This window comes from Xanthomonas sp. 1678 (genome assembly GCF_031455575.1).
GTDB lineage: Bacteria > Pseudomonadota > Gammaproteobacteria > Xanthomonadales > Xanthomonadaceae > Xanthomonas_A.
On sequence record NZ_JAVDSZ010000006.1, the window covers coordinates 201,191 to 217,158 of the forward strand.

Consider the following 15,968-nt stretch of genomic DNA (forward strand, 5'->3'; position numbering starts at 1 on the left):
TCCGATCCCCCGAGACCCATGGCCAAAATCGTAGTGACCGGCGGCAATGCGCTGCACGGTGAAGTGAACATTTCCGGCGCCAAGAACGCGGTGCTGCCGATCCTGTGCGCGACGTTGCTGGCCGATGCGCCGGTGGAGATCACCAACGTGCCGCAGCTGCACGACGTGATCACCACGGTGAAGCTGCTCGGCGAACTGGGCGCCGAAGTCACCATCGACGAAGGCACCCTGGCGCGCGGCAGCGCGATCACCGTCGATCCGCGCAAGGTCGACCAGCACGTCGCGCCGTACGAGCTGGTGCGCACCATGCGCGCCTCGATCCTGGTGCTGGGGCCGCTGCTGGCCAAGTTCGGCGCGGCCGAAGTGTCGCTGCCCGGCGGCTGCGCGATCGGCTCGCGGCCGGTGGACCAGCACATCAAGGGCCTGCAGGCGCTGGGCGCGGAGATCAGCGTCGAGAACGGCTACATCAAGGCCACCAGCAACGGCCGGCTGAAGGGCGGCCGCTACGTGTTCGACATGGTCAGCGTCACCGGCACCGAGAATGTGCTGATGGCTGCAGCCCTGGCCGACGGCACCACGGTGCTGGAGAACGCGGCGATGGAGCCGGAAGTCACCGACCTGGCAGACTGCCTGATCGCGCTCGGCGCCAAGATCGAAGGCGCCGGCACCTCGCGCATCGTGGTGCAGGGCGTGGAGCGCCTGTCCGGCGGCCGCCACGCGGTGCTGCCGGACCGCATCGAGACCGGCACCTTCCTGGTCGCCGCGGCGATGACCGGCGGCAGCGTCACCGTGCGCCGCGCGCGCGCCGACACGCTGGACGCAGTGCTCGACAAGCTGGCCGAGGCCGGCGCCACGATCGAGACCGGACCGGACTGGATCCGCCTGGACATGCACGGCAAGCGCCCGCGCGCGGTCAGTCTGACCACCGCGCCGTACCCGGCGTTCCCGACCGACATGCAGGCGCAGTTCATGGCGCTCAACTGCGTGGCCGACGGCGTCGGCGTGATCAACGAGACGATCTTCGAGAACCGTTTCATGCACGTCAACGAACTGCTGCGCCTGGGCGCGGACATCCAGGTCGAGGGCCACACCGCGATCGTGCGCGGCAACGAGCGGCTCAGCGGCGCACCGGTGATGGCCACCGACCTGCGCGCCTCGGCCTCGCTGATCCTGGCCGGGCTGGTCGCCGACGGCGACACCACCATCGATCGCATCTACCACCTGGACCGTGGCTACGAGAACATCGAGGAGAAGCTGGGGGCGCTGGGCGCGTCCATCCGGCGCATCGCATGATCCTCAAGGGCCGCTTCACCCGCCGGCGCAAGGTGCTGCTGGCGGTGGTGATCCTGGTGCTGGCCTGGGTCGGCTACGCCTGGTATGCGGGCATCGCCATCACCCAGGGCATCGAACAGAGCGACATGGACTGGAACGCCGACGGCCAGGTCAGCCGCGGCGAGATCGCGCAGGCGTTCTACGCGGTGGGCGTGAACCGCACCCAGGACGGCCCGCGCCAGTGCAGCACCTTCTACTGGCGCGACAGCGGCGCGCAGATCCGCGTGGATTGCCGCACGACGTTCGCGCCTGCCGCCGACGCCGCCAAGCCGGCCGCCGACGCGAAGAAATAGCCGGCCGGCGTGCAGCGCCCGTGATGGCAGGGTCGTCGGCGTTCGCGCGATACCTGCCGCGACGCGCGTAGTGGGCGACACCGCAAATGGCCGCGGCGAAGCGTGCCGTCGCCGAGCGGACAAGAAAAAGGCGGGCCTATCGGCCCGCCTTTTTCGGCAGCGTCTGCGCCAAGCGCGGCCGCCGCCTGCGCTACGGCGTGATCAGTGCAGCGTCTTGATGGTCAGGTCCAGCGCGTCCTGGCCGTTCTCGCGCTGCAGGATGCGCACCGGCACCGGCATGTCCGGCACGATCCAGGCGATGATTTCCTTGGAGCCGTCGCTGCGGCTGACCTTGGTCGCCTGCTCGGTCTTGCCGTTGACGGTGATGGCCTCCTTGCCGGCCACCTTGTAGGTCATCGGCTTGGCGCGGCCCTCGTCGACCATGCGATAGCTGGGGGTCTTGCCGGCGTTGACGTCGCGCGCGATCGCCAGGTTGATCAGCAGCGCGTCCATGTCGCCGGGCTGCAGCTTGACCGGGCCGCGACGGTCGGCCTTGACGTCGCCGGACCAGGTCGCCTGGGCCTTGCTCCAGTCGTAGTTGGCGGTCACCGCCTTCTTCTTGATCAGGAACAGCGAGCGGTCGTCGCTGCTGAGCGGGCGCAACTGGCCGGCTTTTTCCTCGAACACGGTGCTCTGGCTCAGGTCGGCGACCTGGTTCTTGATCGACAGGCTGTAGCGCCAGCGGTTGCCGCCTTCGCTGGCCAGGGTCATCAGGCCGTTGGCCTGCATGCCCATGTAGCTGGCCTGGTAATCCGCCTTGAACGGCTCCAGCGCCAGCGCGGGCAGGCTGGCCATGGCCAGCAGGGCGGCGGCGAGGGCGGACAGGGGACGGGCGATGCGTGTCATGGTCAGACTCCTTGATATTCGGTCAGGCGCAGGTCGATGCGGTCTTCGCCGTCTTCGCGCTGCAGGATGCGCACCGGCGTCGGCACACCGTTGGCGATCCACAGGATGGTCTCATTCTTGCCGCCGTTGGTGCGCGACACGCGCAGCGCGTCGTAGCTGAGGTCGCCGACCTGCACCGTCTCGGTCTGCTCGGCGGCGTGATAGACGTGTTCGCGCACCCGGCCGACGTCGACGAAGCGGTAGGTCATGGTCTTGCCCGGTTGCGCGTCGCGCATGATCGACAGGTTGATCAGCAGCGCGCTCTGGTCGCCGGGCTGCAGCGGGATCGGCTGCTGGCGGTCCTTCTTCAGATCGCCGTCCCAGCGCGCCACGCCCTGCGCCCAGTCGTAGATGCCGGTGACCTTCTTGCCGAAGAACACCGCCTTCTTCACCGTGCTCTGGCTCTGCGGCACGTAGCGCCCGTCCTGGGTGCGGAACACCGTGCTCTGCTCGAGATTCAGACCAAGGATGCTGGCGAAGCCGCTGCGGCCCTGCACGCCCAGGTCCACGCGCCATTCGTCGCCGCCGCTGTGGCTGACCTGCATGCGCGCATCGCCCGCTTCCTTGCCTTTGTACAGGGCCTGGTAGGTGGCCACGAACGGCTGCAGCGGCGGCGGCGTCCAGGCCTCGGCCTGCAGGGCCGGTGCGGCCGGAGCGGGCACGGCGGGCGTGCTCGGCGCTGGCGGCGGAGTGGAGGGCGCAGGCGTCGGCGACTGCGCCAGCACGCCGATGGCCGGCGCCAGCAGGCCGAGGCTGGCCACGGCGAGAACAGCGAACTGACGCGGAAGGGGCTTCATGGGATCGGCTGCGAGGGAGGGAATTGGGCGCGAATGCGTGGCAGCGGAAACGGAGCCGCGGCGTATTCAGGGAATCAGCATGTCCTGGCAATCTAGGCGCAGCGGACTAAACCGGCACTGACCGTCGAGCCAGACCCTGTCGTCCCGTTCAGCCAGGCGCCCGGCCGCGGCCAGTCGCAGCACCGCGCACAGCAGCTGGTGCTCGCGCGGCAGCAGGCGTTGCGCCAGGTCCTGCGGGCGGTCGCCGGCCTGCACCGGCACCCGCACCTGCGCGATCACCGCGCCGGCGTCCAGCGCCGGCACCACGAAGTGCACGCTGGCGCCGTGTTCGGCGTCGCCGGCGGCGATCGCCTGCGCATGCGTGTGCAGGCCGCGGTACTTGGGCAGCAGCGACGGGTGGATGTTGAGCAGGCGGCCGGCGAAGCGCTGCACGAAACCGTCGCCGAGGATGCGCATGTAGCCGGCGCAGACGATCCAGTCCGGCTGCACCGCGGCCACCGCGTCGCCCAGCGCCTGGTCGAAGGCGGCGCGGTCGGGGAAGCCGTTGGGCGCGGCCGCCCAGCGCTGCGCCGGCGCCACCTTGGCCAGCGCCGGCGCCTGCGCGCGGTCGCTGAACACGCCGGCCACCTGCGCGTCCAGCGTGCCGGCGGCGATCGCATCGAGCAGCGCCTGCAGGTTGGAGCCGCGGCCGGAGACCAGCACCGCCAGGCGGATCGTCATCGGCTAGCTCTTCCGGAACAGGGCGATGGCGGCCGGGCGCTGCAGCACCAGCAGGGTCCATACGCCCAGTCCCGTGCCCAGCGGGAACCCCAGGCAGGTCACCACCGCGGTGGCGTTGCACAGCAGCAGCCGGCGGCGCTGGCGCAGCGCGCGCGCGGTCAGCACCTTCAGGGTCAGCGAGACCAGCCCGAACGCCAGCAGCATCGACAACAGCACGATCGCGACCACGCCGGCCTGGGCCTGGTCGGGGCTCTGGCCGACGGCGTTGAGTTCGGCCTCGCGATGCACGCCGTAGGCCAGGAAGCCTCCCACCAGCAGCAGCATCAGGCATTGCAGCCCCGCCATCACGGCGTACAGCGTCGCCAGGGTGCTCAGCTCGGACTCGGCACGCAGGGTCTCGGCGTGGGCGATGTCGGCAACGGGAAGGGGTGGGGGCAGGGCCATCGTCGGTCTTCTAGTGCGGGGAAGGGGACAGGCGCTTGGGGCGCCGCCACGGCCAGGCGCTGGCGCAGCCTAGGGTCGCCAGCAGCATGTCCATGTGCGCGTCCCACGGGTCGCCCTGCTGGCCGTTGTAGGACTCGGCCTGCTCCGGCGACAGCAGCACCGCGATCAGCCATTCGAGCCATTCGTAGAGCAGGCTGGCGCACATGATGGCCATCGTCGCCAGCACGAACGCCTGGCGCGCCGACAGCGCCGGCCAGCGTTGCCGCGCGTGCTCGCGCAGCGCCGGCGCGAAGCACAGCCCGAACAGCAGGTGGATCAGCCGGTCGGTGTGGTTGCGCTGCCAGCCGAACGCCGCATTCGGCGACCAGCCGCTCAGCGCGCGCAGCCACTGGTCGTAGGGCACGTTGGAATACAGCCAGTGCGCGGCGACGTTGTGCACGCTGATGAAGCCGCAGATCGCGGCGAAATGCGCGCTGCGCAGCGGCCAGCGGCGGTCGTGCCAGACCAGCCAGACGATACCCAGCACCGCCAGCGAGCTGTGCATCGCCTGTTCCGCAGGCCACAACGGGTGCACCCAGCTGGCGGCGAACACCGCCAGGGTCAGCGCCAGCCAGGCGCGCTTGGCCGCCGCCATGCGGCTCAGCCGATGTGCACGCGTTCGCCGGCGCCGGCCGCCACCACCGCGCCGATCTGCCAGTGCGCCAGGCCCAGCGTGTCCAGGCTGCGTTCCAGCGCGGCGACCTGGTCGGGCGCGGCCACCAGCACGAAGCCGATGCCGCAGTTGAAGGTACGCCACATCTCGCTGTCGGCGACCGCGCCTTCGCGCTGCAGCCACTCGAACACCGGCGGCAGGGTCCAGGCGCTGGCGCGGATGTCCAGGCCCAGGCCGTCGGGGATGACCCGGATGATGTTCTCGGTCAGGCCGCCGCCGGTGATGTGCGCCATCGCATGGATGCCGTTGGCGTGCTCGCCGCGCAGCAACGACAGGATCGGCTTGACGTACAGCGCGGTCGGCGCCATCAGTGCATCGGCCAGGGTGGTGCCGCCGACCTGCAGCTCGGCCGGGCGCCCGGCGCGGTCGTAGATGCGGCGGATCAGCGAATAGCCGTTGGAGTGCGGGCCGGAGGAGGCGATGCCGATCAGCACGTCGCCCTGGCGCACCTTGGCGCCGTCGAGCAGCTGCGACTTCTCCACCGCGCCGACGGTGAAGCCGGCCAGGTCGTACTCGCCCGGCGGGTACATGTCGGGCATTTCCGCGGTCTCGCCGCCGATCAGCGCGCAGCCGGCCAGTTCGCAGCCGCGGGCGATGCCGCCGACCACCGCCACGGTGGTCTCCACGTCGAGCTTGCCGGTGGCGAAGTAGTCCAGGAAGAACAGCGGCTCGGCGCCCTGCACCAGCACGTCGTTGACGCACATGCCGACCAGGTCGATGCCGATGCTGTCGTGCCGGCCCAGCTGTTGCGCCAGCTTCAGCTTGGTGCCGACGCCGTCGGTACCGGACACCAGCACCGGTTCGCGGTACTTGCCGGACAGGTCGAACAGCGCGCCGAAACCGCCGAGCCCGCCCATCACCTCGGGGCGGAAACTGCGCTTGACCAAGGGTTTGATGCGTTCGACGACGGCATTGCCGGCATCGATGTCGACGCCGGCGTCGCGGTAGGTCAACGGGGCGGCGGCGGGGGGCTGGGAAGTGGTCACGGGCGGCGGCGTCGGCGGAAAGACGGCGATTTTAACAGGCCGCATTGGCGCTACGACCGCATTCGGGCAACAATTCGCCCCGGATACGCCGAGCAATGGAACCTTCGATGCGCCGCAGCCTTGCCTTACTCCTGTCTTTCGCGTTGTGCCTGCCCGCTGCGGCCGCCCTGGCCCAGGCCGGTCTGCGCACCGAAGGCGACGTTGCCGGTGCGCAAGGTCCCTACGATGCCGAGGTGCCGGTCAACAGCCAGAGCGAGGGCGACCGCAACGGCGCCCTGGCGCGCGCGCTGGGCGCGGTGCTCGGCAAGATCTCCGGCGACCGCGCCGTGATATCGCGGCCGGGGGTGACCCAGGCGCTGCGCAACGCCAAGAACTTCGTCGACAGCTACGACTACCGGCAGGACCAGGGCACCTCGCCGAGCGGCGCGCCGACCTTCCGCACCACCCTGATCGCGCGCTTCCGGCAGAGCGACGTCGACGGCCTGGCCGCCGCGCTCGGCCTGCCGCTGTGGCCGCAGCCGCGGCCCAAGCCGGTGCTGTGGCTGGCGATCGACGACGGCAGCGGCCCGCGCCTGGTCGGCGTGCAGCAGTCCAATGCCGCGCGCAGCGTGCTGGACCGCGCGATCGAGCGCGGCTACAGGCTCGGCCTGCCCACCGGCAGCGCCGCCGAGCAGGCGCTGGTCGGCGCGATCTGGCGCCAGGACACCGCCGCGGTGGCCAACGCCTCGTCGCGCTACAGCCCGCCGATGCAGCTGGTTGGCAAGCTGTACCGCGGCAAGGGCGGCGGCTGGACCGCGGACTGGGTGTTCATCGACAGCGGCAAGGTGCTGTCCAAATGGACGGTCAGCGATGCCGACGCGCGCCGCGCGATCGCCGCCGGCGCCGACGGCGCCGCCGATGCGCTGGTCAAGCGCTACGCCAAGGCCGCCAGCACCGGCCCGGCCGGGGTCTATCGGGTGGCGATCAGCGGCATCCGCAGCGCCGACGACTACCTGCGCGTGTCTTCGGCGCTGCAGAACACCTCGGTGGTGCGGCGGATCGTGCCGATCCAGGCCAGCGGCGACCGCCTGGAGCTGGACCTGGACCTGCTCAGCGGCGTGTCCGGGCTCAACCGCATGCTCGGCGCCGACAGCCCGCTGCAGCCGCTGACCACGCCGACCGAGGGCGGCCCGATCATCCTCAATACCGAGCGCACGGAGTACCGGCTCAAATGACGCTGTCCCCGGAAGCGGAAATCGCCCTGTTCCTGCGCCGCCTGAAATGGGCCGCGGTGATCCTGGGCGCGCTGTGGGTGGTGGCGCTGCTGGCGCCGATCCTGACCCCGTTCGTGCTGGCGCTGCTGCTGGGCTGGCTCGGCGATCCGCTGGTCGACCGCCTGGAGCGCGCCGGCCGCTCGCGCAACATGGCGGTGACGCTGGTGTTCGTGCTGATGCTGCTGTTGCTGGTGCTGGCGCTGCTGATCCTGGTGCCGATGCTGGAGCGGCAGATCGTCACCTTCATCGACGTGCTGCCGCAGGTGCGCGACTGGTTCACCGGCACCGCGATTCCGTGGGCCGAGCAGAAGACCGGATTGCAGCTGATGGCCTGGCTGGACCCGGAGCGGCTGATCGAATGGATCCGCGGCCACTGGCAGCAGGCCGGCGGCGTCGCCGCGACGTTCTTCGGCTACCTGTCGCGCTCGGGCTTCGCGATGGTCACCTGGGTGGTGAACCTGGTGCTGCTGCCGATCCTGACCTTCTACTTCCTGCGCGACTGGGACATCCTGGTCGAACGCGTGGCCGCGACCATCCCGCGCAACCACGTCGCCACGGTCGGCCGCCTGGCGCGGCAGTCCAACGACGTGCTGGGCGCGTTCATCCGCGGCCAGTTCCTGGTGATGCTGGCGCTGGGCGTGATCTACGCCGGCGGTCTGAGCCTGATCGGGCTCAATCTGGGCCTGCTGATCGGCATCATCGCCGGCCTGATCAGCTTCATCCCGTACCTGGGCGCGACCACCGGCATCCTGCTGGCGATCCTGGCGGCGCTGGTGCAGGCCCAGGGCTTCGACCTGCAACTGCTGATCCTGGTCGGGGTGGTGTTCACCGTCGGCCAGTTGCTGGAGAGCTACGTGCTGACCCCGCGCATCGTCGGCGACAAGATCGGCCTGCACCCGGTGGCGGTGATCTTCGCGGTGATGGCCGGCGGCCAGCTGTTCGGCTTCCTCGGCATGCTGCTGGCGCTGCCGGTGGCGGCGGTGGCCAACGTGCTGCTGCACTACCTGCACGAGCAGTACCGGCAGAGCGACCTGTACGCCGGCGACAAGCCGGCGATCCTGCTCGAGAACGGCGCCGAGCGCACGACGCTGATCGAACTGCCGCCGCGTAGCCCCGACCAGCCGTGAGCGTGCCGCAGCTGCCGTTGGCGTTGCGCTCTCCGCCGGAGCAGCGCCTGGACCGCTATGTCGGCGCACCGGCAGGGCTGCTGGCGCAGCTGCAGGCCGTCGCCGACGGCCGCGATGCCGACTGGCTCTACCTGTCCGGCCCGGCCGGCACCGGCAAGACCCATCTGGCGCTGGCGCTGTGCGCGGCCGCCGAGCAGGCCGGGCGCCGCGCCGCCTACCTGCCGCTGCAGGCCGCCGCAGGCCGCCTGCGCGATGCGCTGGAAGCGCTGGAAGGGCGCGACCTGGTCGCGCTGGACGGAGTGGAGGCGATCGCCGGGCAGCGCGAGGACGAAGTGGCGCTGTTCGATTTCCACAACCGCGCGCGCAGCGCCGGGGTGACCCTGCTGTACACCGCGCAGGCGATGCCCGATGGCCTGGCGCTGTGCCTGCCCGACCTGCGCTCGCGGCTGGCGCAATGCACCCGCATCGCGCTGTCGCCGCTGGACGACGCCGGCCGCGCCGCGGTGCTGCGCGAGCGCGCGCAACGCCGCGGCCTGGTGCTGGAGGATGCGGCGCTCGACTGGCTGCTGACCCACGCCGGCCGCGACCTGGCCGGCCTGGTCGCGCTGCTGGAGCGGCTGGACCGCGAATCGCTGGCGGCGCAGCGGCGGGTGACGGTGCCGTTCTTGCGGCGGGTGTTGGAGGGGCCGGGACTCGGGACTCGGGACTCGGGACTCGGCAAAGGCTGAGCGCATCGGCGAGTGCATGCTGCGGCTGACGGCATGCTGTATTTCAAACGGAATTCGGTCGTCCGTGGTGTGCGCTGAGCGTAGGCAGGCCAGGGACTCAGCTTTTGCCGAGTCCCGAGTCCCGAGTCCCGAGTCCCGCCTCACGCAACTCGCTATCCAGCGCCGCCAACCGCTGCGGCGTCCCCACATCGGTCCAGCGGCCGCGATGCCGAAGTCCGTCGATCAGGCCTGCGTCCATCTGCGCGCGCAGCAGCGGTGCCAGCGCGAAGCGCGGCGGATTGCCGGCGGCGGCTACGGCGTCGTCGCCCAGCGTCGCCTGCCAGTCGCGCAGCAGCTCGGGACGATAGATGCCGATGCCGGCGTAGGTCAGGGTGGAGGGGCCAGCGCAGCGCAGCTTGCCGCCGGCATCCAGGGCGAAATCGCCATGCGCGGCGTAGGCCGGCGGATCGACCATCACCAGCTGCGCCAGCCCGGCCGGCTCCGGCGATAGCCGCGCGAAATCGAAATCGGTCCAGATGTCGCCGTTGACCAGCAGGAACGGCGCCGGCCCGAGCAGCGGCAACGCGTGCAGCATGCCGCCGCCGGTCTCCAGCGGCGTGGCGCCTTCGTAGGAATAGGCGATGCGTAGGCCGAACGCGCTGCCGTCGCCCAGCGCCTGCGGGAACTGCTCGGCCAGCCACGAGGTATTGATCACCACCTCGCGCACGCCCAGCGCCGCGAGCTTGCGCAGGTGCCACACGATCAACGGCGTGCCGCCCACCGCCAGCAGCGGTTTGGGCGTGCGTTCGGTCAGCGGCCGCATGCGCTCGCCGAAGCCGGCGGCGAAGATCAGCGCCTTCATGCGCCGGCCGCCGCGCGTTGCGCCAGCGCCGGCTTGATCCGCGTCTGCAGCAGCTGCGCCAGCGGTTGCAGCTGCGGATGTCGCGGCAGCACCTCGTCGAGATAGGCGACGAAGCGCGGCACGTTGTCCAGGTACCAGGCCTTGCCGTCGCGGTAGTTCAGCCGCGCGAAGATGCCCAGGTTCTTCATGTGCCGCTGCACCCCCATCCAGTCCGCGTCGCGCAGGAACTGCGCCAGCGGCGGCACCGCGATTCCTGCCTGCAAGGCGCGCGCGTGATAGCGTTCCAGCCACGCATCGACCCGCGCCAGCGGCCAGCTCACCGTGGTGTCCTTGAACAGGCTGACCGGATCGTAGGCGACCGGGCCGAGCACGCAGTCCTGGAAGTCCAGCACCGCCGGACCGTCGGCCACCGGCATCAGGTTGCGCGGCATGAAGTCGCGATGCACCAGCACCCGCGGCTGCGCCAGCGCGTTGTCCATCAGCCGGCGCTGCACCAGTTCCAGCGCGTCCAGGTCGGCGCAGTCCAGCTGCAGGCCCAGATGCCGGCGCAGGAACCACTCTTCGAACAGGCCCGCATCGCGCTGCAGCAGCGCCTCGCCGAACACGCCCAGTTCCGGCGGCGGGGCGATCGCCTGCAGCCGCAGCAGCTGCCCGAGCGCTGCGTCGAAATGCGCATCGGCCGAGGCGGCATCCAGGCTCTGCGCCAGGGTCGGCCCGCCGAGGTCTTCCAGCAGCAGGAAGCCGGCGTCCACGTCCTGCGCCAGCACCGCCGGCACGCGCACACCGCCGTGGTGCAGCAACGCGTGCATGCGCAGCCACGGCCGCACGTCCTCCAGGCCGGGCGGCGAATCCATCAGCACGCGGCTGGGGCCTATGCCATGGCTGCGCCAGTAGCTGCGCCAGCCGGCGTCGATGGACGCGCGCTGGAGCGTCGCCTGCGCGTCGTCCAGCGTGGAGCGCGCCCACGCCAGACGCTGCGCGGCGCGCAGCTCGGGGGCCTCGGGAAGATCGGGACTGGAACTCATCGGCGCGCCGCGGCGGAAGTTAGCCGCACAGCGTAAACGCGCGGCGCCGGCATGGCGAGCCGCGCGCCGGGACCTCAGCGCTTGCCGAGGAACAGCCGCAGCAGCGCGAGCAGGGCGATGGCGCCGAGCAGCGCGCCGAGGAAGCCGGCCGGCTCGCCACGGCTGTACCAGCCCATGTAGTGGCCGAACCAGCCGGCCACCAGCGCGCCGGCGATGCCGAGCAGCACGGTGAACAGGCAACCGGAACGGCCGCCGCTCGGACCCAGGAAGCGCGCCAGCAGGCCGACTACGAAGCCGACCAGGATGACGTACAGCCAGCTGTCGCTGCCGAACAGGTTGTGCATGGAGGCGTACCGAAACGGGGAAGTGACGCCGATCGTGCCAGATTCCGCCGCAACGCGACGTCCACGCAGGCACGGCCGGCGACGGCCTTAAGCGGCCGTGCAGGCGTGGCTTGCATACCCGCCGCGCCAGGCGCGGATCCGTTGCGCAGCGGCAAGGTCGCGGCCGCCGTCGCCGGCGGCCGCCACGCACTCAGCAGCAGCCGTGCTCGCCGTGCTGCTCGCCACCGGCCACCGCGGCGCTGCCGGTGGTCTCGCCGCGCACGCTGGCGGCATGATGCTCGGCGATCACCCGCGACACGCAGGCGGTGACCCGCTTGCCCATCGGGATGTGCAGGAACTCGTTCGGGCCGTGCGCATTGGAATGCGGGCCGAGCACGCCGGTGATCATGAACTGCGCGCCGGGGAACTTCTCGCCGAGCATGCCCATGAACGGGATCGAGCCGCCTTCGCCCATGTACATCGCCGGCTTGCCGAACGCCGCCTGCGAGGCGGCTTCGATCGCGTCGGTCAGCCACGGCGACTGCGCCGGCGCGTTCCAGCCCGAGGACGACTTCTCCAGCGCCAGCGACACCTCCGCGCCGTACGGCGGATCGCGCAGCAGCACCTCCTTCAGCAGCTCGCCGGCGCGCTTGCCGTCCAGCGTCGGCGGCAGGCGCAGCGACAGCTTCACCGCGGTCTGCGGGCGCAGCACGTTGCCGGCCGATGCCAGCGGCGGCAGGCCGTCGGCGCCGGTTACCGACAGGGCAGGGCGCCAGGTGCGGTTGAGCACCAGCTCGGTCAGATCCTCGTTCATCGGGGTCATTCCCGGCAGGAACGGGAACTTGCTGTAGACCTCGTCGCCGAGCACGTCGGCGACCTTGCGCGCCTGCGCCAGGCGCTCCGCGGGAATCTCCGCATACAGGCCGTCGACCGTGATCTTGCCGGTGGTCTCGTCCTCCAGCCGCGACAGCAGCTCGCGCAGCACGCGGAAGCTGGACGGCACCACGCCGGAGGCATCGCCCGAATGCACGCCTTCGCTGAGCACCTTGACGCTGAAGTTGCCGCCGGCCAGGCCGCGCAGCGAGGTCGTGCACCACAACTGCTCGTAGTTGCCGCAGCCCGAATCCAGGCACACCACCAGCGACGGCTTGCCGATGCGCTCGGCCAGGTGGTCGACGTAGGCCGGCAGGTCGTAGCTGCCCGACTCCTCGCAGGCCTCGATCAGGATCACGCAGCGCGCGTGCGGGATGCCCTGGTCCTGCAGCGCCAGGATCGCGGCCAGCGAGCCGAACAATGCGTAGCCGTCGTCGGCGCCGCCGCGGCCGTACAGGCGGTCGCCCTTGAGCACCGGCGTCCACGGGCCCAGGTCCTCGTCCCAGCCGGTCATCTCCGGCTGCTTGTCCAGATGCCCGTACAGCAGCACCGTGTCGGCGCCGGTCTCCGCGCCGGTGGCCGGCACTTCCAGGTAGATCAGCGGCGTGCGCCCTTCCAACTGCACCACCTCGACCTGCAGGCCAGGGATCGCCTGCGCCCGCGCCCAGCGCTCCATCAGCGCCACCGCATCGGCCATGTAGCCGTGCGCGACCCAATCGGCGTCGAACATCGGCGACTTGTTGGGAATGCGGATGTAATCGACCAGTTGCGGGACGATGTCGTCGTCCCACTTCGCGCTCAGGAAACGGTCGATCTTGGCATTGTCCATCGTGGAACTCCGGGATTTGTCGCAAAAGAGATGGCCGCCATTCTACGCCGCGGCCCCCGTGTAGGGTTTTTCCTACACGTTGACGCGCCGTTTACCTGCTGTTTGGAAAGGGCGTTGGCGATAGGCTGTATCCATGTGGCGAGGGATGCTTTCGACACCGGCAGGAGAGGCCGGTGAAGTCCCCATCCAAGTCACAAGGAGTGTTGCCATGCAGTCTTTTATCGTGGTCCTGAAGTCTCTGGTCCTGGCGTTGCTGCTGACCGGTTCCGCGCTCGCCGCGGACAAGGTCAACATCAACTCCGCTAGTGCAGCGGAAATCGACCGGGTGTTGCTGAACGTGGGTGCCTCCAAGGCACAGGCGATCGTCGACTACCGACAGGCACACGGACCCTTCAAAAGCGCCGAGGACCTGGCGCTGGTGAAGGGAATCGGACTCAAGACGGTCGAACGGAACCACGACCGGATCGAAGTGGGAGCCACGAAGGCGACCACGCCGACGACAGCCAGGACGGCTGCCGCCAAGCCGGTGGAAAGGCGTTAAACGGATTTAAGCGTAAGGGATTTACGGCAGTAAAGGGATTTAAGGGAAAGATACGGCTGGCGCAGGATGCGCGGTCGCGACCTCGCTGAGCAGGACGCGCAGGGGGGAGGCAGGAAGCCGACACGGACGTACATCGTCGCCCGGTGTTGCACACTGACGTGCAGCCGGGCGACGTTTTTTTTGGGCGATGGTTTTCGCTACCGCAGGCGCTGGTGGCGCACGGTGGGGGTGGCAAGGACGATCGCCGGTGGGCCGGTCCGGCGCTAGCCAAGGTCATGTGCACCCCGCTGGCGGCGATCCGGCAGCCGGGCAGGCCCGACCCGAAGATAGCCAGCGCAGTCCGGCTCCCGGTCACCGCGTCATACGCTGCCGCGTCGGATGCGCAGGTAGGCGCAGCGTTGGGCGCGCCGCGCTTATTCCCTCGGGCACGTTTCGCGTGATCTACTCCTGCCGCGTCGCGGATGCACCTTTGGAGTTCGGTCTCCCCTTTTTGGCTGCAGGCCGCACTCGATACGACTGAGCGATGCGGTTGTTCCGCCGCCCAGCCAGCGGAGACGGCGTGGTGCCCATGCCGCCGCGCCCGGCCCTGCCGCGATCGGGCAGAATGCGCCGATGGACTGGAGCACGATTCCTTCGCGGGTCATTCCCGCCAACGACTACCGCCGCGAGCGCTGGCGCAACGGACTGGGCTGGACCCGGGAGATCCTGCGCCTGCCGCAGCCCGGCAGCGACGATTGGCTGCTGCGCCTGTCGATCGCCGAGATCGAACAGGATGCGGCCTTTTCCAGCTTTCCCGGCATCGACCGCGAACTGGTGCTGCTGCATGGCGCCGGACTGCGCTTGCGCTTCGACGACGGCGCCGTGCATCTGCTGGAGCCGCCGTACGCGCGGCTGCGCTTCGCCGGCGAACGGCCGCTGCGCGGCGAACTGCTTGATGGCCCCACCCACGACTTCAACCTGATGTGGCGCCGCGACCGCCTGCGCACGCAACTGCTGCACCGGCCGCTGGTCGGGCCGATGCTGTTCTTCGCCGAGCCGGAAATCGGTTGGGTCGTTCATCTTCTGGCAGGCCAGGCGCAGTTCGATGCGGACTGCGGATTGCCGCCGCTGGCCGCCGGCGACAGCGCCTGGTTGGCGGCCAGCGCCAGGCAGCGCTTCGCTTTGAGCGGTGGCGGCGAGCTGCTGGCGATCCGTATCGAGCCGCTGCCGGCGCCCGCCGACTGAGCTTCCGGCGCCACGCGCGTGGCTCTTGCGGGGTTGCCGCCGAGCGCGTCCAATGCGCGAACGCGGCTATCCCGGAGCCGTGGACCGGAACGCACAGGTGGCCTCGGACAACAGCAGGTGGTTGGCAAACGTATTGGTGGTGGACGACGACGCGGCCTTGCGCGACCGGATTCGCGATTATCTGGCCCGTTTCAACTTGCAGGCGCACGACGCCGAAAACGGCGTGCAGCTGTATGCGCAGCTGGCGGCCGAGCGCTACGACGCGGTGCTGCTCAATGCCGGCCTCGGTGGCGGCGAAGGACTGAACCTGTGCCGGCAACTGCGCGATCGCGGCGGCATCGCGATCGTGATGATGGCCGACCAGGCCGAGCCGGTGGATCGCGTGATCGGCCTGGACCTGGGCGCGGACGACTACCTGAGCCGGCCCCTGGACCTGCGCGAATTGGTCGCGCGGCTCAACGCCGTGTTGCGGCGCACCCGTGCCGTGCCGGTGCCGCCGCCAGCGCAGGATGGCGCATGGCAGGTCGACGCCTACCGGCACCAGGCGGTGGCGCCGGACGGCCGCGCGATCCCGCTGTCGCCCAGCGAACTGCGGCTGATGGCGGTGTTCCTCGAGCAGCCCGGCAACGTGCTCAGCCGCGAGGACCTGCGTACGGCGATCGGCGAAGGCGACGGCAGCGTTCCGCAGGGCGGACGCGGCATCGATCTGCAGGTGTCGCGACTGCGGCAGAAGCTGGGCGACGACCCGCTGGTGCCGCAGTGGATCCGCACCGTGCGCGGCAAGGGCTATCTGTTCGAGCCGCACCGGCTGGGCATGCCCGCCGCGCGCTGATCCGGCGCCGCGTAGCGAGCGGGGGAAGAACGTCCCGTCTCGCGCCAATGGTGCGAACGTCGCCGATGTCGGATTTTGCAGCGCCATTCGCTGTAGCGAACGGCGTGCCGCGTCGCGTTGTGCATGCGATTACCGGCCGCTGGCAGGCGCTGCGTGGTCCGCGC

General features: G+C 70.3%; 18 protein-coding genes. 8 read left to right on the forward strand and 10 right to left on the reverse strand.

Annotation, left to right across the window (positions count from 1 at the left end; all coding sequences use genetic code 11):
• Positions 1 to 18: 18 nt before the first annotated feature.
• Positions 19 to 1,293, forward strand: coding sequence for a UDP-N-acetylglucosamine 1-carboxyvinyltransferase (gene murA / locus J2Y70_RS12975; RefSeq protein WP_263395235.1), 1,275 nt, complete (start codon positions 19 to 21; stop codon positions 1,291 to 1,293).
• Entirely contained in the window at positions 1,290 to 1,625 is a 336-nt protein-coding gene (locus J2Y70_RS12980) for an EF-hand domain-containing protein (RefSeq protein WP_309918121.1), read from the forward strand. The genes murA and J2Y70_RS12980 overlap by 4 nt, the downstream gene beginning before the upstream one ends.
• 201 nt (positions 1,626 to 1,826) lie before the next feature.
• Here the strand turns inward: J2Y70_RS12980 and J2Y70_RS12985 are convergent, their stop codons facing one another.
• The 6 genes from J2Y70_RS12985 to purM form a co-directional block, all read right to left on the reverse strand.
• Positions 1,827 to 2,510: a DUF3108 domain-containing protein gene (locus tag J2Y70_RS12985; protein ID WP_263395233.1), complete on the reverse strand. Its 684-nt coding sequence runs from the start codon at positions 2,508 to 2,510 to the stop codon at positions 1,827 to 1,829.
• Positions 2,511 to 2,512: 2 nt separating this feature from the next.
• The gene (locus J2Y70_RS12990; protein WP_309918124.1) at positions 2,513 to 3,346 is read right to left on the reverse strand and encodes a DUF3108 domain-containing protein; all 834 of its coding nucleotides are present in this window, start codon (positions 3,344 to 3,346) and stop codon (positions 2,513 to 2,515) included.
• Positions 3,347 to 3,412: 66 nt separating this feature from the next.
• Entirely contained in the window at positions 3,413 to 4,066 is a 654-nt protein-coding gene (gene purN, locus J2Y70_RS12995) for a phosphoribosylglycinamide formyltransferase (RefSeq protein ID WP_309918127.1), read from the reverse strand.
• A 3-nt stretch (positions 4,067 to 4,069) separates the two neighbouring features.
• Complete coding sequence (locus J2Y70_RS13000) at positions 4,070 to 4,510, reverse strand: hypothetical protein (RefSeq protein WP_263395230.1); 441 nt, start codon at positions 4,508 to 4,510, stop codon at positions 4,070 to 4,072.
• A 10-nt stretch (positions 4,511 to 4,520) separates the two neighbouring features.
• Positions 4,521 to 5,144 (reverse strand): DUF2238 domain-containing protein, encoded by a 624-nt coding sequence (locus J2Y70_RS13005; RefSeq protein WP_263395229.1) that lies wholly within the window; start codon positions 5,142 to 5,144, stop codon positions 4,521 to 4,523.
• Positions 5,145 to 5,149: 5 nt separating this feature from the next.
• Positions 5,150 to 6,175: a phosphoribosylformylglycinamidine cyclo-ligase gene (gene purM, locus J2Y70_RS13010; RefSeq protein WP_309918329.1), complete on the reverse strand. Its 1,026-nt coding sequence runs from the start codon at positions 6,173 to 6,175 to the stop codon at positions 5,150 to 5,152.
• Between the two features lie 128 nt (positions 6,176 to 6,303).
• Between purM and J2Y70_RS13015 the strand changes: the two genes are divergently transcribed.
• The 3 genes from J2Y70_RS13015 to hda are packed head-to-tail and all read left to right on the forward strand — an operon-like array spanning position 6,304 to position 9,316.
• Positions 6,304 to 7,422: a DUF2066 domain-containing protein gene (locus tag J2Y70_RS13015; protein WP_263395228.1), complete on the forward strand. Its 1,119-nt coding sequence runs from the start codon at positions 6,304 to 6,306 to the stop codon at positions 7,420 to 7,422.
• On the forward strand, positions 7,419 to 8,588 hold the full coding sequence (locus J2Y70_RS13020) for an AI-2E family transporter (RefSeq protein ID WP_309918136.1): 1,170 nt from the start codon (positions 7,419 to 7,421) through the stop codon (positions 8,586 to 8,588). The genes J2Y70_RS13015 and J2Y70_RS13020 overlap by 4 nt, the downstream gene beginning before the upstream one ends.
• Entirely contained in the window at positions 8,585 to 9,316 is a 732-nt protein-coding gene (gene hda / locus J2Y70_RS13025; protein WP_309918139.1) for a DnaA regulatory inactivator Hda, read from the forward strand. The genes J2Y70_RS13020 and hda overlap by 4 nt, the downstream gene beginning before the upstream one ends.
• Positions 9,317 to 9,413: 97 nt before the next feature.
• Here the strand turns inward: hda and murU are convergent, their stop codons facing one another.
• The 4 genes from murU to J2Y70_RS13045 all read right to left on the reverse strand — a co-directional run bounded on the left by murU (position 9,414) and on the right by J2Y70_RS13045 (position 13,207).
• Positions 9,414 to 10,157 carry an N-acetylmuramate alpha-1-phosphate uridylyltransferase MurU gene (gene murU / locus J2Y70_RS13030; RefSeq protein WP_309918142.1) on the reverse strand — a complete coding sequence of 248 codons (744 nt, stop codon included), beginning with the start codon at positions 10,155 to 10,157 and terminating at the stop codon, positions 9,414 to 9,416.
• Positions 10,154 to 11,182, reverse strand: a complete 1,029-nt coding sequence (locus tag J2Y70_RS13035) for a phosphotransferase (protein ID WP_309918145.1) — start codon at positions 11,180 to 11,182, stop codon at positions 10,154 to 10,156. Before J2Y70_RS13035 ends, murU begins: the two co-directional genes overlap by 4 nt.
• 74 nt (positions 11,183 to 11,256) lie before the next feature.
• Complete coding sequence (locus J2Y70_RS13040) at positions 11,257 to 11,526, reverse strand: GlsB/YeaQ/YmgE family stress response membrane protein (RefSeq protein WP_039956005.1); 270 nt, start codon at positions 11,524 to 11,526, stop codon at positions 11,257 to 11,259.
• A 190-nt stretch (positions 11,527 to 11,716) separates the two neighbouring features.
• Complete coding sequence (locus J2Y70_RS13045; RefSeq protein ID WP_309918150.1) at positions 11,717 to 13,207, reverse strand: M20 family metallopeptidase; 1,491 nt, start codon at positions 13,205 to 13,207, stop codon at positions 11,717 to 11,719.
• Positions 13,208 to 13,340: 133 nt separating this feature from the next.
• On the opposite strand from J2Y70_RS13045, the gene J2Y70_RS13050 reads away from it, so the two are divergent.
• The 3 genes from J2Y70_RS13050 (at position 13,341) to J2Y70_RS13060 (ending at position 15,804) form a co-directional block, all read left to right on the forward strand.
• Positions 13,341 to 13,748, forward strand: a complete 408-nt coding sequence (locus tag J2Y70_RS13050; protein WP_263395222.1) for a ComEA family DNA-binding protein — start codon at positions 13,341 to 13,343, stop codon at positions 13,746 to 13,748.
• 612 nt (positions 13,749 to 14,360) lie between these two features.
• Positions 14,361 to 14,972: a HutD family protein gene (locus tag J2Y70_RS13055; RefSeq protein ID WP_309918153.1), complete on the forward strand. Its 612-nt coding sequence runs from the start codon at positions 14,361 to 14,363 to the stop codon at positions 14,970 to 14,972.
• 121 nt (positions 14,973 to 15,093) lie between these two features.
• Positions 15,094 to 15,804 (forward strand): response regulator transcription factor, encoded by a 711-nt coding sequence (locus J2Y70_RS13060; protein ID WP_309918155.1) that lies wholly within the window; start codon positions 15,094 to 15,096, stop codon positions 15,802 to 15,804.
• The last annotated feature ends 164 nt before the right edge of the window (positions 15,805 to 15,968 follow it).